At 64.0% G+C, this 12,705-nt stretch carries 12 protein-coding genes; 2 read left to right on the top strand and 10 right to left on the bottom strand.

Annotated elements, in window-relative coordinates; translation table 11 throughout:
* Positions 1-13: 13 nt before the first annotated feature.
* A complete protein-coding gene (locus GTK01_RS10555) occupies positions 14-925 on the top strand; it encodes a TIM barrel protein (RefSeq protein ID WP_252925852.1) in 912 nt (303 codons plus the stop codon).
* Between the two features lie 177 nt (positions 926-1,102).
* On the opposite strand, the gene GTK01_RS10550 is transcribed toward GTK01_RS10555, so the two are convergent.
* The 7 genes from GTK01_RS10550 to GTK01_RS10520 all read right to left on the bottom strand — a co-directional run bounded on the left by GTK01_RS10550 (position 1,103) and on the right by GTK01_RS10520 (position 10,069).
* A complete protein-coding gene (locus GTK01_RS10550; RefSeq protein WP_252925851.1) occupies positions 1,103-2,365 on the bottom strand; it encodes a benzoate/H(+) symporter BenE family transporter in 1,263 nt (420 codons plus the stop codon).
* An 84-nt stretch (positions 2,366-2,449) separates the two neighbouring features.
* Positions 2,450-3,256: an enoyl-CoA hydratase/isomerase family protein gene (locus tag GTK01_RS10545; RefSeq protein ID WP_252925850.1), complete on the bottom strand. Its 807-nt coding sequence runs from the start codon at positions 3,254-3,256 to the stop codon at positions 2,450-2,452.
* Between the two features lie 33 nt (positions 3,257-3,289).
* Positions 3,290-4,810 (bottom strand): AMP-binding protein, encoded by a 1,521-nt coding sequence (locus GTK01_RS10540; RefSeq protein ID WP_252925849.1) that lies wholly within the window; start codon positions 4,808-4,810, stop codon positions 3,290-3,292.
* Entirely contained in the window at positions 4,803-5,318 is a 516-nt protein-coding gene (locus GTK01_RS10535) for a (2Fe-2S)-binding protein (protein ID WP_252925848.1), read from the bottom strand. Before GTK01_RS10535 ends, GTK01_RS10540 begins: the two co-directional genes overlap by 8 nt.
* The gene (locus tag GTK01_RS10530) at positions 5,306-6,133 is read right to left on the bottom strand and encodes a xanthine dehydrogenase family protein subunit M (protein WP_252925847.1); all 828 of its coding nucleotides are present in this window, start codon (positions 6,131-6,133) and stop codon (positions 5,306-5,308) included. The genes GTK01_RS10535 and GTK01_RS10530 overlap by 13 nt, the downstream gene beginning before the upstream one ends.
* Positions 6,130-9,108 carry a molybdopterin cofactor-binding domain-containing protein gene (locus GTK01_RS10525; RefSeq protein ID WP_252925846.1) on the bottom strand — a complete coding sequence of 993 codons (2,979 nt, stop codon included), beginning with the start codon at positions 9,106-9,108 and terminating at the stop codon, positions 6,130-6,132. The genes GTK01_RS10530 and GTK01_RS10525 overlap by 4 nt, the downstream gene beginning before the upstream one ends.
* A 94-nt stretch (positions 9,109-9,202) precedes the next feature.
* Entirely contained in the window at positions 9,203-10,069 is an 867-nt protein-coding gene (locus GTK01_RS10520; RefSeq protein WP_252925845.1) for an AraC family transcriptional regulator, read from the bottom strand.
* An 833-nt stretch (positions 10,070-10,902) separates the two neighbouring features.
* On the opposite strand from GTK01_RS10520, the gene GTK01_RS10515 reads away from it, so the two are divergent.
* Positions 10,903-11,292, top strand: coding sequence for a hypothetical protein (locus GTK01_RS10515; RefSeq protein WP_252925844.1), 390 nt, complete (start codon positions 10,903-10,905; stop codon positions 11,290-11,292).
* A gap of 32 nt (positions 11,293-11,324) precedes the next feature.
* On the opposite strand, the gene GTK01_RS10510 is transcribed toward GTK01_RS10515, so the two are convergent.
* From GTK01_RS10510 to csgH, 3 genes are read right to left on the bottom strand one after another with little or no spacing between them, the layout of a single operon-like run.
* Positions 11,325-11,594: a curli assembly protein CsgF gene (locus GTK01_RS10510; protein ID WP_252925843.1), complete on the bottom strand. Its 270-nt coding sequence runs from the start codon at positions 11,592-11,594 to the stop codon at positions 11,325-11,327.
* A gap of 51 nt (positions 11,595-11,645) precedes the next feature.
* Complete coding sequence (locus tag GTK01_RS10505) at positions 11,646-12,251, bottom strand: hypothetical protein (RefSeq protein WP_252925842.1); 606 nt, start codon at positions 12,249-12,251, stop codon at positions 11,646-11,648.
* Between the two features lie 31 nt (positions 12,252-12,282).
* Positions 12,283-12,687 carry a curli-like amyloid fiber formation chaperone CsgH gene (gene csgH / locus GTK01_RS10500; protein WP_252925841.1) on the bottom strand — a complete coding sequence of 135 codons (405 nt, stop codon included), beginning with the start codon at positions 12,685-12,687 and terminating at the stop codon, positions 12,283-12,285.
* Positions 12,688-12,705 lie beyond the last annotated feature (18 nt).

The following is a 12,705-nucleotide window of genomic DNA, read 5'->3' as shown; positions in this document are numbered from 1 at the left end:
AAGGAGAACCGACATGTCCAACATCATTGCCACGGGCTTCAATTCCGGGTCCGTCGACGGCGAGCTCGACAGCCTCGAAAAGGATCTACGCCGCCTTGCCGGCATCGGCGTCGACACGGTGGAACTCGCGCTGACGAGCCTCGACCTCATCGCGGGAGGCCGCATCATCCCCGAGCGGGCAGACCGTCTTGCCAAGCTGACGAGCCAGTTCGATTTCCGCTACACGGTGCACGGTCTCGTCTCGTCGAACTTCATGGACCCGGCGACCTGTGGCTACCAACTCGCCGCCGCCGAGGCGTTGGCGCAGCTTTGCGATCGAATTGGCGCGGGCATTCTCGTCCAGCATGGCGGTCATCTGCGCCCCGACCAGGTCCACGAGCGGGCCGATGCCGACCGCCGCGAGCGCGACGCGCTTCATGAACTCGCCGAGTTCTGCAAGCCCTATGGCGTGCGCATCGCCTTCGAGAACATCTTCACCGCCGAGCAGGGCCAGTACCGCCAGACGCCGTCGCAGGTGGCCGAGACGGTGGCGGCGGTCAACCATCCCAACCTCGTCGCGCTGATCGATTTCAGCCACGCCTATATCGAGGCAACCTATCGCGGCCTCGACTTCCGCGACGAGCTTCGGGCCATGGCGCGGGTCGCCGGACACCTGCACGTCCATGATTCCTTCGGCCGCCCGCAGGCTTCCTACAAACCGTTCTTCGTCCAGGAGAACAACGCGCTCGGCATCGGCGATCTGCACATGCCGCTCGGTTGGGGCGACATCGACTGGGATGACATCTTCGCCGAGCTGGAATTCCTGCCCGATACGGTCCTGATGATGGAAATCGGGCCGCGTTACCGCAACGAGCAGCCGCAGAGCCTGGAACGTGCCCGCGCGCTGATGGCGCGCAACGGCAAGGCGGCGGCCCGCGCGGCCTGATCCGAACGTCGATATCCCGTGAGCGGCGCTCGCTTGCGAATTCGATGCTCAGGGCAGGGGAGCGAGTGCAATTGCGAGGTCGTCCCAGACGTCCTGCCGCCGGATCGTCTCTTTCCACTGCAAGAAACGAGCGCTCGGCTCCTGGGAGCCGAGCGCGATTTTGCGAGGCGCCGCGCCTTAGCTAGCGCTGGCCGGGCTTGCTCTCGCGGCCGTCAAAGCGTGCCGTTCCACGACCGCCGATACCACGACGCCTGCCACAAGAGCCCAGAATGGCGCACTGATCCCGAGCAGCGACACGTTGGAGAGCGACACGGCAAGCGCGACGAAGGCGCCGGTCTGATTGCCGAACGACCGTCCGAAAGCATTCTGTAGCGCTGCGAGAAGCACGCCGATCATGGCCAGCCCCGCAACGGTCCCGATCAGTGCGCCGGGCAGCGACATGACGATCGGCACGGCCGCGCCCGCCACGATACCGAAGGTACCGAACAGAACGCCGTTCACCACGGTCGCGGCATAGCGGCCTTCCTTGTTCTCGCCCGCCTGCTCGGAAGAGCAGATCGCGGTCATCGGTCCGGCGATGTTGGCATTGTGACCGCCGAGCAGGCCTGCAGCAACGCCGCCGACGCCAGAAATCACGGTCATCATGTTGATCGGCGGCTTGTAGCCTTCGGCCATCAGCACGCCCGTTGCCTGTGCATTCTCGGCGCCGATGACGAGCAGCGCCAGCGGCACGGCGATCGCCAGAAACGCGTCGATGGTAAAGGTCGGTGCGGTGAATTCGGGGAACACGAAGGCAATATCGGTTGCCGCAGCACCGACCGAACCGGTTGCGAATGCAGCGACGAGGCCGGCGACGAGGGCGGCGAGCACCGGCGGTATCGTCTTGGTCATGCGCATCGACACGAAGAAGGCGATAATGGCCGCGCCTGCGATCAGCGGTGCGGTACCGAGCGAGCCGACTGCGCCGGTCGCAAAGCGCATCAATGCACCGGCGATCATGGCCATGACGATCGGCATCGGAATCCAGCGCATCACTTTGCCGATCAGGCCCGAGATGCCGAGAAAGAACACGATCGCGCCAGCCATGATGAAGGCGCCGACAGCCTGGTCGAAGGAGAAAGTGGCGAGCGAGCCGGCGACCATCGCGGCGCCGGGGATCGAATAGGCGCCGGTGATCGGCTGCTTGTAACGCAGCGCCAGGAACAGGCTGATCAGTCCTCCGAGGAAATAGATGGCGAACAGCCATGCCACCGTCTGGCCGTTGGTCAGGCCGCCGTCATTGGCGGCGCCGATCACGATGAGCGCCGGGCCGGAGCAGCCGAAGATCGCGGCGACGAGACCGGCACTAAAGGACTTTACGGTAAGATATTTCGGCAGGTCCCGCAGCCCTGAAGCAAAGCCGGGAGCCGGCTCGATGATATGTCTGGCGTCCGTATTCATTGAAATTCCTCCCATTGACGGCCGCGCCCCCTGGTGCGGCCCGGTGAAAAAAATGCCGGACCCTTGCGGGGCCCGGCTTTGGTTTCAGCGACCGACGAAGACGGCGGCTCGCTTTTCGTGAAAGGCGTTGACCCCTTCGCGGAAATCTTCGGACTGGCGAAGGCGGCTGTAGCAATGCCCTTCCAGTTCGATCGCGGTGGTGAGCAGCGCATCGTCGGTGTCGTTCAAGAGCTTCTTGGCGGTGCGCTGGGCGATCGGCGAGAAAGCGATCAACTCCTCGACCAGGGCATCGACGGCCTTTTCCAGATCGGTGTCGGCGACGACGTCGGAGGCGATGCCCCAGTCATAGGCCTGCTGTCCGGTGATGCGCATGGAGCGCATGACGATGTTCTTGGTGCGCGTGACCCCGACCATCTTCTGGAGGCGGGCCGAGCCGCCCGAGCCGGGAATCTGGCCGAGCTTCTGCTCGGGCAGCGCATAGCGCGTGGTGTCGGTCGCGATGCGGAAATCGCAGGCGAGCGACAGTTCGAAGCCGACCCCGAAACAATAGCCGCGATTGGCCGCAATCACCGGCTTGGAGCAGCGCGCCGGCGCGGCGATGTTCCAGGCGAGCTTGGAGACGTGCTCCGGGCTCGCCTCGAGGAAGCCCTTGATGTTGCCCCCGGAAGAGAAGTGATCGCCTGCGCCTGTGACGACGATGATGCGCACGCGATCGTCCTCGTCGAGCGCTTCGAAGACGAGGCGGAGCTGGTCGCGCGCCATCATCGAGACGACATTGTAGGGCGGCCGGTCGAGCGTGATGTCGGCTCGTTGACGCTCAGCGTCGATGACGACGGTGAAGCCGTCGAGGTCTGCAAGACGCTTGTCGTCAAAAGTGGCTTTTTCTGCCATGTCGGAAGTCCTTCTGTTCATCAGGCGGAGTGCTTATTGGTTTTCGGGGGTGCGTTGTTCTTCGCGGTAATCGCCGGCGACGAGCATTCGGCGCAGAATCTTTCCGACGGGCGACTTGGGAATGTCCTCGACGAAGACGATGCGGCGGGGCCGGCGGAAATTGGCAAGGCCCGAGGTCTTGCAGTGCTGGTCGAGCTCCTCGACCGTCACGTCGCCGCGGCGCTTGACGAAGGCGGTGACGATCTTGCCCCAGCGCTCGTCGGGAAGGCCGACCACGGCAACTTCGGCGACGTTGTCATGCAGCGACAGGCAGCTTTCCACCTCGACGGGCGAGACGTTCTCGCCGCCGGTGATGATCATGTCGTCGGCGCGGCCCGTGACGAACAGATCGCCATCCTTGTCGAAGAAGCCGGTGTCGCCGGTGAAGTACCAGCCCTTGCGCAGGGCCTTTTCGGTCGATTCAGGCCTGTTCCAGTAACCTTCGAAGGCCTCGTCGCTCTTGGCGAGCGCGATGATTTCGCCTTCCTCGCCGGGTTCGGCAAGTTCGTCGGGGCTTGCCGCGTTCAGCTTCGCGACCCGGATCATCTGGTTGATGCCGGCGCGTCCCGCCGATCCGGGCTTTGACGCTGCTTTCTGATCGATGGTGAACGTGTAGATCTCGGAGGAGCCGTAATGGTTCACGAACAGTTCCGGCTTGAAGGCGTCGTCGAGCTTGCGCAGCAGTCCATCCGTCATCGATGCGCCTGCATAGCCAAGCTTGGTCACCGACTTCACGCGCTGCGGCGAGAAACCTTCGTGGTAGACGACGTCGTGATAGAGCGTCGGCACCAGATAGAGGTTGGTTATCCCTTCGGCCTCGATCAGGTCGATCGCCTTGCCGGCGTCGAAGCGCGGGAGGCAGATGAACGCGCCGCCGATCAGCGAGGATGCGATCAGCGAGCGTACCCCCATCGTGTGATAGAGCGGCATGACGCCGAGCGTGCGTTCGCCAAGGCGATAAAGGTTCTGCGCCACATGGGCGAGCGCCCCGGCGCGTTCGGCGCGATGGCGGCGCGGCACGCCCTTCGGCCGGGACGTGGTGCCGGAGGTGTAGAGCATCAGCGACCAGTCGTCGGCCGATGCCTGCGGCACGGCGAGCGGTGCGTGCGCCTGCATCATTGCCGCAAGTTCGGTGGCCGATTTCTTGGCGAGACCGGCGGCTTTCGCCGAGTTGGCGACGGCTTCCTCGGTCACTTCCTCGTAGAACACGGCCTTGGCGCCGGAATCGGCAATGCCGTGATCCACCTCGTCAGCCTTGGCGCGCCAGTTCAAAGGCGTGACGATGATGCCGACGAACTGGCACGCCCAATGAAGCGAGGCGTTCTCCCAGCGGTTCTGCATCGCCGTCAAAACGTGGTCGCCACGCCGCAGCCCCATTTCCCCAAGACCGGCGACAAGTGCCGAAATGCGCTCGTACCATTCGCCATAAGTCAGGCGCGTGTCGCCGTCCACGATGGCGAGCGCATGTGGATCGCGATCCACGCTCGCCACAAAACTCGTTCCCAAATCAAACATTGCCGTTAGCCTCCTCCCTGCGGATGTCATCGAGGGCCGAAAGAGCGGCCTCCACGATTGTCGCGTATCCGGTGCACCGGCACAGGTGACCGGAAAGATGGTCGCGCACCTCCTCGCGTCCTGCGTCGGGCCGTGCGCCGATCAGCGCATCGAGTGACATCAGGATGCCAGGCGTGCAGAAGCCGCATTGCAGGCCGTGATGGCGTTTGAACGCGGCCTGAAGCGCGGACAGCCGAGCTTCGCCGGGCGATAACGCTTCGACGGTGCGGATGTCGGTTCCTTCCGCCTGAACGGCGAGCATCAGGCAGGCACGCGCCGGCGCTCCATCGACCTGGATCGTGCATGCGCCGCACACGCCGTGCTCGCAGCCGACATGCGTGCCGGTCATGCCGATCTCATGGCGGATGAAGTCGCTCAGAAGCGTCCGGCTTTCCGCCTCGGCTCTGACGGGAAGACCGTTGAGCCGGAAGGCGACGGTCCTTTTCTGATGGGCTTTCAGACGAGACATGCGGCAGCCTCCTCGATCGTCCTGCGGCCAAGTCGCCGTGTGAGTTCGCGCCGGTAGCTGGCCGAAGCGTGAATGTCGTCGCGGGCGTTGAGGTCCCAGGCGATCTCGTTCAGCGCATCATCGAGGCCGGGATCGCTCGGCAACGGTACGTCGAAGCGCCGCGGCCGGTCGTCCACGCCGGCAATGGCGATCGATGCGGATCGCTCGGTGACGACTGCGGCCACCGCCGTGATGGCGAAATCGCCGTGGCGACGCCCGATTTCATTGAAGCCGTATCCGGTGCCCTCGCGGCGGGTGGGGAACGACACCGCTTCGATCATTTCGCCTTCGCCAAGCTCGGTCGCCATCATGCCGAGGAAGAAATCGTCGGCTGCAACCGTGCGCCGCTTGCGTTTCGTGCGCAGGTGCAGACTTCCCTGAAGCGCGATCAGCGACAACGGCAGCTCCGCGCTCGGATCTGCATGGGCGAGCGAGCCGCAGACCGTGCCCCGCGCGCGGGTCTGGACATGGCCGAGCCAAGGCAGGGCCATCGCTACGAGCGGCAACCGGGCGGAAAGGTTCGGCCATGCTTCGAGCTGCGCCTGACGCACGCCTGCGCCGATCCTGATGTCGTTGGCGCTGGCCTCGATCTTGCGCAGATCATCGATGCCCATGATGTCGACGAGAACCGCTGGCCGGGCGAGGCGCATGTTGAGCATCGGCACCAGCGACTGGCCTCCGGCGATGACACGGGCATCGCCGCCTGCCTCGTGCAGCAGGTCCAGGGCCTCGTCGAGCGTTGCGGCCTGAAGGTAGTCAAAAGCTGCGGGCTTCATGCGCGCCTCCCCAGGAGCGATCGAAGTCGCGCCAAGATGCCGGACGAAGCGGACTTGGCGGCCTTGCCGCGCCCGGCATACCGGGCAAGCGACTGGAAGAACTGGCCGATGACCACCCGCGCCGCACCATCGAGCAGGCGCCCGCCGACGGAGGCCACCTTGCCGCCTATACCGGCTTCGTAGCTGTAGGAGACCCGGGTGCCAGTCTCTGTCTTGGTCAGCGTGATGCGACCCTGTCCGCGTCCAGACCCGAGCGCCCCTTCGGTGCCGCCGGAAAGCGTCACCGCTTCCGGTTCAACCATGTCCGACAGGGTGATATCGGCCCGGTAGCGCCCCTTGACCGGACCGACACCCAACGTGACGTCGGCGCGGAATTGGGTGTCGGAGATCTTTTCGACCTTGTGGGCGCCAGGAATGATCGCTTCCAGCGTCTTGGGATCGAGCAGCATCGCCCAAATCTCTTCACGCGGGGCGGAAACCTCAGCGGACCCTTCGCCAGAAAGCGTCCGCTCGCCCGCGCGCGCCTTCATCGGCTTGACGTCGCGTTTCGGCTTTGCCGAGGGCTTCTCCTCGCCGTGGATCAGGGCCGAAATCTTGCTCGGCGAGAGCGGCAGCGTCAGGTCCTCGACACTGGTCGCATCGGCGATGGCGTTGGCGATGCAGACCGGCGTCGACATGCAGTTGCCTTCGCCGACACCTTTTGCGCCGAGCGGCGTGAAGGGCGACGGGCTCTCGAAATGAAGGATGACCGGCTCCGGCGTCTCCAGCACGGTCGGGATCAGATAGTCGGCGAGCGTGCCGGTCAGGAAGGCCCCGTCCGCGCCATAGGCATATTCTTCGTAGAGTGCGGCACCGAGCGCCTGGGCAAAGCCGCCGCGTACCTGGCCGTCCACCATGCCGGGATGAAGGATCGTGCCGCAATCATGCATGGTCACGTAGCGGTCGATGCGCGCCGCGCCGGTATCGCGGTCGATTTCCACGCCGCAGAAATCGAAGATGAAGCCATGGCAGAGGGACGAATTGATCCCGTCCTGCGGCGTCGGCGCGGTCAGTTCATCGGGCGTCCAGAACACGGTCTCGCGGATCGTCTGCCCGGTGCCTTCCGGCACGGTGCCCGGAGCCCAGTGGCTGGCCGCGGCAACACGCGCGAAGGAGACGGAATTGTCGGGGTTGCCGCTGTCGAACACCTTGCCGTCGGCGAATTCGACCTGTTCGGCGGTGACGTTGAGCTGAGCTGCGGCAATGGTCGCCAGCCGACCGCGCAGACTGTCTGCCGCGAGTTTTGCGGTCCCGGCGACGGCCGGGGCAAAGCGGCTTGCATAATTGCCCGATGCGATCGACCAGGCGTCCCGGTTGGTGTCGAGCTCGGTGTTGACCCGAACCGCGCTGAGCGGCAGCCCCAGCCGGTCGGCGACGACCTGCGCGAGCACCGTGCGGTGGCCTTGCCCCTGCGGCACCGATGCGACCTTGACGGTGACGGATCCGAGCGGATCGATCCCGACCGTCGCCACGGCCTGCGCGCCGTTCTTCAGCCCGGCCTTGGCGCGTGCTTCCGGCGTCAAGACGGTGGTGATGTAGCCCATGTTCGAGACGCTCGGTTCCACCGCGGCGGTGAAGCCGATGCCGTAGAGCCGGCCTTCGGCGCGGGCCGCGTCGCGCCGGGCGATCAGTTCGTCGAGCCCGCCTTCGGTGACGGCACGGTCGAGCGCCGACTGGTAGTCGCCGGAATCGAGCAGGGCACCTGTCGCCGTGCGGTAGGGAAAGGCGTCACTCGGCACCAGGTTCTTGCGAATCACGTCAAGCCGGTCGAGCCCGAGTTCGTCGGCGATCTTGTGGACCAGACGTTCCAGCGGGAAATAGATCTGGGGGCCGCCGAAACCCCTGTTGAGGCCTGTCGGTGTCTTGTTGGTCAGAACGACCCGATTGCGGATGGTGACGTTCTCGATCGCGTAAGCACCGGTCATGTTGCCGTGCATCCGGTAGAGCGTCGCCGGCTCGGGCGCCCGCAGATGTGCGCCGCAATCCTCGATCTGGTCCCAGGAAAGCGCCGTGATCCGCCCGTCGGATTCCACCGCCGCTTCCAACGTCGTCACCCGGTTGGTTGCCGAGACTGAAGCGGTCAGGTGCTCCAGGCGATCCTCGATCCACTTGACCGGCCGATTGGCGACGCGCGCGGCGATGGCGACAAGCACGACATAGGGAAAGACGCCCTGCTTGACGCCGAAGGAGCCGCCCGAATCCGGCGGGGTGCGCAGCCGCATGCGGTTGCCCGGCACTTTGAGCGCGCGCGAGAGAACCGCATGGATGGAGAAAGGCCCCTGGAAGTTCGCCGTGACGTCGTAGGCGTCTTCGCCGGGGTCGTATTCGGCGATCACGCCATAGGTCTCGATCGGCGTGCAGGAATTGCGCGGATAGGCGGTGGTGATCGCGATCCGGTGCGCGGCGACCGCGAAAGCAGCGTCCGGGTCGCCGTAGCGGAACGCGCGTTCGTTGATCAGGTTCGTACCAAGCGAGGGGTGGAGCACCGGCGCGTCGTCGAGCAGAGCCGCGCGCGGCTCGATCACGGGAGGCAACGTCTCGTAGGTGACCTCCACAAGGTCCAGCGCGTCTTCGGCGACATAGCGGCTTTCCGCCACCACCAGCACGACCGGCTCGCCGACATAGCGGACGCGGTCTCGCGCCATCGGCCAGCATTCGACATCAGCCTTCACTCCGACGACGAGGCTGTTGGTCAGATTTGCGACCTCTTCGCCGGTCAGTACCGCATACACACCGGGATGGGCCCTGGCCTTTTCGGTATCGATGGCGCGGATTTCGGCATGGGCATGCGGCGAGCGCAGGAATGCAGCATGCGCAGTATCACGGCGTGTCGGAAGATCGTCGATAAAGCGCCCGCGGCCTTTGAGCAGGCTCGCATCTTCCACGCGTTCGACCGACTTTCCGACGAGGCTTTTCGGCCGCGTGTGCTCGTTCATGGCATTTCCTCCCTGGCGCGTGCGTTGGAAGCAGCACCATTTACGGAAGGAACAGCCATTGAGCCTAACCGGCGATACCGGCGTGTCTCATGACTTACCGAGGAGTCTCAAATTGCGGCCCAGCGAGACGCGTCACGGAGCGGAACACGCTCGGCGACGACCCGGCGTGATCGTGGAAGAAGCGCGAAAAATGCGCCGGAACCGAAAAGCCGAGCCGCTCGCCGATGTCGGCGAAGGTCTCTTGTCCGTCCGAGACGGCGCTCACGGCGCGTTCGAGCCGCTGAACGTTGAGATAGACGCGGGGGCTGACGCGCATGACACTTTCGAACTGTCGGAAGAAATGCGCCCGCGACATGCCCACATCGGCCGCCAGCGTGTCCATGTCCGAGATCGTGCCGGGGCTCTCCTTCATCAGCATGACGGCCTTGCGGATGCGGAAATCGGACGGCTCGCGCACGGCCATCGCGCTGATCGACTGAGGCACGCCGCGCCAAGCGGTAAAACGCTCGATGACCGTGATCATCAGCCGGCCGAGCATGTCCTCGTGCAATGCGGCGGCTTGCGGTGCATGCACCATTGCCTCTGCCAGCTCGCGGGCAAGCCGCCTGATATTCGGCGTGATCGAGCCAACCGCCGACTCGAAGAAGTCCGGCGCATGGCTGGCACCCCAGTTCTTGCGGAAATGTTCCAACCATTGGGGTTCGATGTAGAGCGCCAGGATCACCGTCTTCGGCCGTGAAAGATCATGCGCGTAGGCATGCGGCTCCCAGGCGTTGATCAGCACGGCGCTTTCGTCGGTCAGGAGCACAGTGCGGTCGCGCACCGAAAACTGCGTGTCCGCCCCCTCGACCTTCAGCAGCACGTGGCAATGCGGGTGCGCGTGGCGGACCAACGGCCTGTCCATGTCGAGAAGAGCCACCCGCCCGAACCGGCCGATGGCGATGCGCAGCGCGTTGGACATTCTATCCAGCCTTTCCTTCTCCTACTCACCAATATGCCGCGTCAGGTCGTCGACGCAATCTTCGACTAACACCAGAAGCTAGAACCTGTGCGAGCCGAGAAGCCCGAGAACGCCTTGCGGGCCCCATTCAACATCACGAAAGCTATTGCGTTGAAAACTCCTGATCTCCGAAGAACAGAAGTTCGTCAGGACCCCGGTGCCGTCGCCGCTGAGGAACTGTTGCGTTATCTCATCGACGGGCTAGCCTACGAACTGCGGCACCTACCATACAGGCAAACACGTACGGGGCGTAAATTTCGAGGAGATTATCTGTGCGGCTGCGACTTAATTCTCGAAGGCGCGCGAACGCAGCCAACCGAAAAAGACGCCATCACCACTTTCAATGACAACTCTCCCCTGGAGACTGGCCGACCGGCAAATGGCCGATCTCGTAAACATTTTGCGTCACCTGGCCGGGCGTGGCGGACTGTTTCGGCTTGGCAGGTTGGAGGACATCAAGCACTAACGTACAGCTGTTCAACATTGCGCTGTACTTCATGGCAGCCTCCGGGGGTTTTGGCCATGACGGATTTCGATCGCTTAATGTTTGATGAGGCCGTCACGTCGTGTGAAAAAGTCTCGGAAGGAACTTCTGTTCATGATCCACCACGCCGAAAAGCGATTGAAATAGCGAACCGGGCGTGCGAATTGATCTGCGTCAGGATGGCCTGCCGCGATAAGGATCAGCAGTTATCAGAATAAATAGAGACATATCTAAACCTGACGTAAACCATTCACGTTCACGTCATTTTAGATTTCGATCTGCTACTCTTTCTCTGTATCGGAGAACAGAGATGAATAGAGCGCTGATTTCAGTCATTTTGTTGATCGCCCTTAGCACCAAGGCTGGTGCCCAAAGTTTCACTTCGCCGGCCTATATCCAGCAGATCGCGCCGACGTCCGCTTCCGTGCGGATGACGACCAGCGAGCTGATGCAGCCGATCGTCGAACTCGCCATGCAGATGCCCGCCTTGCAGCCGAGCGGCCCGGGAAATCTCGGCCTCGTCTGGCAGCAGGGCAGCGGCAACCAGGGCACGGTCAGCCAGTTCGGCAGCCGCAATGTCGGCCTGATCCAGCAGATCGGCCTCAACAACGTCGCCTCGATCACGCAGCGCGGGATCGGTCACCAGGCGATGGTTTCGCAGCAGGGCAACGGCAACGTCGCGATCATCCGCCAGCGCTGATCGCGCTCAAGCGGACGGCCGGCCCGCAGGCGTCAGTCGCCGGTGCCGGCGGGATCGACCTCGGGCTGCTCGACGAGATCCGGATCGGGCTGCGCGACGCCGCCGAAATCCGGGAAGTCGATCGAGAAGCCCGGCGAGCCGCCGCCTTCGGTCTGCGCCGTCGCCTGCGACAGGAGCCAGTTTCCATTCAGCGGATCGCCGCCGAGCGACGGGTTGATCGGCCGATAGACGAGCTCGGATGCCTGGGCGGCGCCGCCGGCAAGCACAGCGCCAGCAAGAAGAGCGGCAGCCAAAACCTTCATTTGAGAATCCTCCGGAACAAGAACAACGGCGCAATACAGCCGGTGGACAGATTATCTCTTCGGTAGCACATACATCTTGCCGGGCACAATCACGACGGCGACGTTATTCAGCCCACTGATGCCCGTCGGCATCAGGAAGTTGCGCGACTGATTGGTCTGGAACGCGACGACGGTTGTGTTGTGCGAATTGCGCACGTCGAGGACGCCGGCAAGATTGTTGCCCACCTGCACGTAACCGACATCGTTGTTGCTGCCCGACACGCCGACGAGCTGGAAGTTGTTGTCGCCGCGGCTCGCCTGCAGGACGTTGTTGCTGGTGCCCGACTGGACGAGGAGCAGCGCCGAATTGCTGCCCTCTATCGCCTGAACCGCGCGATTGCGTGTGCCTTCCTGCGCGATCAGCGAGGCGCTGGAATGCCCCTCGATCGACGAATTGACCGAATGGCCGGTGCCGATCTGCGCGATCGAGGTCGTGTTGCCGGCCTGCCCGGCGACGAACGGGTTGATCGGCTGCATCAGGCTGGAGACGACCGCCTCCGCGCGCGCACCGCCATAGTCCGCCTCGTTGACGATGCGGATTTCCGTCGCCGCGGCAATGCCCACCGACAGGGCCAGCGCGGCCATTGCGCCTGCAAGTCGTTTCGTCCAGCTCGTCATGTGCCAGTCCCCTGTTGCCCCGATCCGCGCCTCACAGCCGGATCGCGCCCTCGTCGAGATCGATGTCCGTCTTCACGCGGCAGAGCGCCGCGCCGTTCGCTTCCGTCACCTCGAGGTCGATCGAGACCTTGGAGGCCCGCCCGATTCCGACCACGCTCGAGCCGAGCGTCCCTCCGGAAAACCGGTTCGCCTGGCTGGTCGTGTTCGAGTTGGAGCCCGACCAGCTGGAGATGGCGAAGCGGTAGGTGCCGGCCAGTTCGTGCGAGGTTTCGATGAAGGGCCGCAGGAACACGCCGCCATTGCCGTCGACCGTCACGCCGCATGCGGCGATGCGTGGGTCGAGGATGTCGCCGTCGATCGTCTGGCCGTTCATCGAAGCTTCGCTTGCGCTGGAGAAAAGGAGGAGACCCGTTGCGATGAGCGATTTGCCGATCATGCGAGCCTCCCGGATTTC

Source organism: Aliihoeflea sp. 40Bstr573, assembly GCF_024105655.1.
Taxonomy (GTDB): Bacteria; Pseudomonadota; Alphaproteobacteria; order Rhizobiales; family Rhizobiaceae; genus Aliihoeflea.
This window is presented reverse-complemented; position numbering and strand designations above follow the sequence as displayed.

Coding starts and splice junctions, on each gene's coding strand:
- GTK01_RS10540 (WP_252925849.1), bottom strand. CDS start 4,810: ATGTTTGATTTGGGAACGAGTTTTGTGGCGAGCGTGGATCGCGATCCA.
- GTK01_RS10515 (WP_252925844.1), top strand. CDS start 10,903: ATGAATAGAGCGCTGATTTCAGTCATTTTGTTGATCGCCCTTAGCACC.
- GTK01_RS10545 (WP_252925850.1), bottom strand. CDS start 3,256: ATGGCAGAAAAAGCCACTTTTGACGACAAGCGTCTTGCAGACCTCGAC.
- GTK01_RS10510 (WP_252925843.1), bottom strand. CDS start 11,594: ATGAAGGTTTTGGCTGCCGCTCTTCTTGCTGGCGCTGTGCTTGCCGGC.
- GTK01_RS10550 (WP_252925851.1), bottom strand. CDS start 2,365: ATGAATACGGACGCCAGACATATCATCGAGCCGGCTCCCGGCTTTGCT.
- GTK01_RS10535 (WP_252925848.1), bottom strand. CDS start 5,318: ATGTCTCGTCTGAAAGCCCATCAGAAAAGGACCGTCGCCTTCCGGCTC.
- csgH (WP_252925841.1), bottom strand. CDS start 12,687: ATGATCGGCAAATCGCTCATCGCAACGGGTCTCCTCCTTTTCTCCAGC.
- GTK01_RS10525 (WP_252925846.1), bottom strand. CDS start 9,108: ATGAACGAGCACACGCGGCCGAAAAGCCTCGTCGGAAAGTCGGTCGAA.
- GTK01_RS10530 (WP_252925847.1), bottom strand. CDS start 6,133: ATGAAGCCCGCAGCTTTTGACTACCTTCAGGCCGCAACGCTCGACGAG.
- GTK01_RS10520 (WP_252925845.1), bottom strand. CDS start 10,069: ATGTCCAACGCGCTGCGCATCGCCATCGGCCGGTTCGGGCGGGTGGCT.
- GTK01_RS10505 (WP_252925842.1), bottom strand. CDS start 12,251: ATGACGAGCTGGACGAAACGACTTGCAGGCGCAATGGCCGCGCTGGCC.
- GTK01_RS10555 (WP_252925852.1), top strand. CDS start 14: ATGTCCAACATCATTGCCACGGGCTTCAATTCCGGGTCCGTCGACGGC.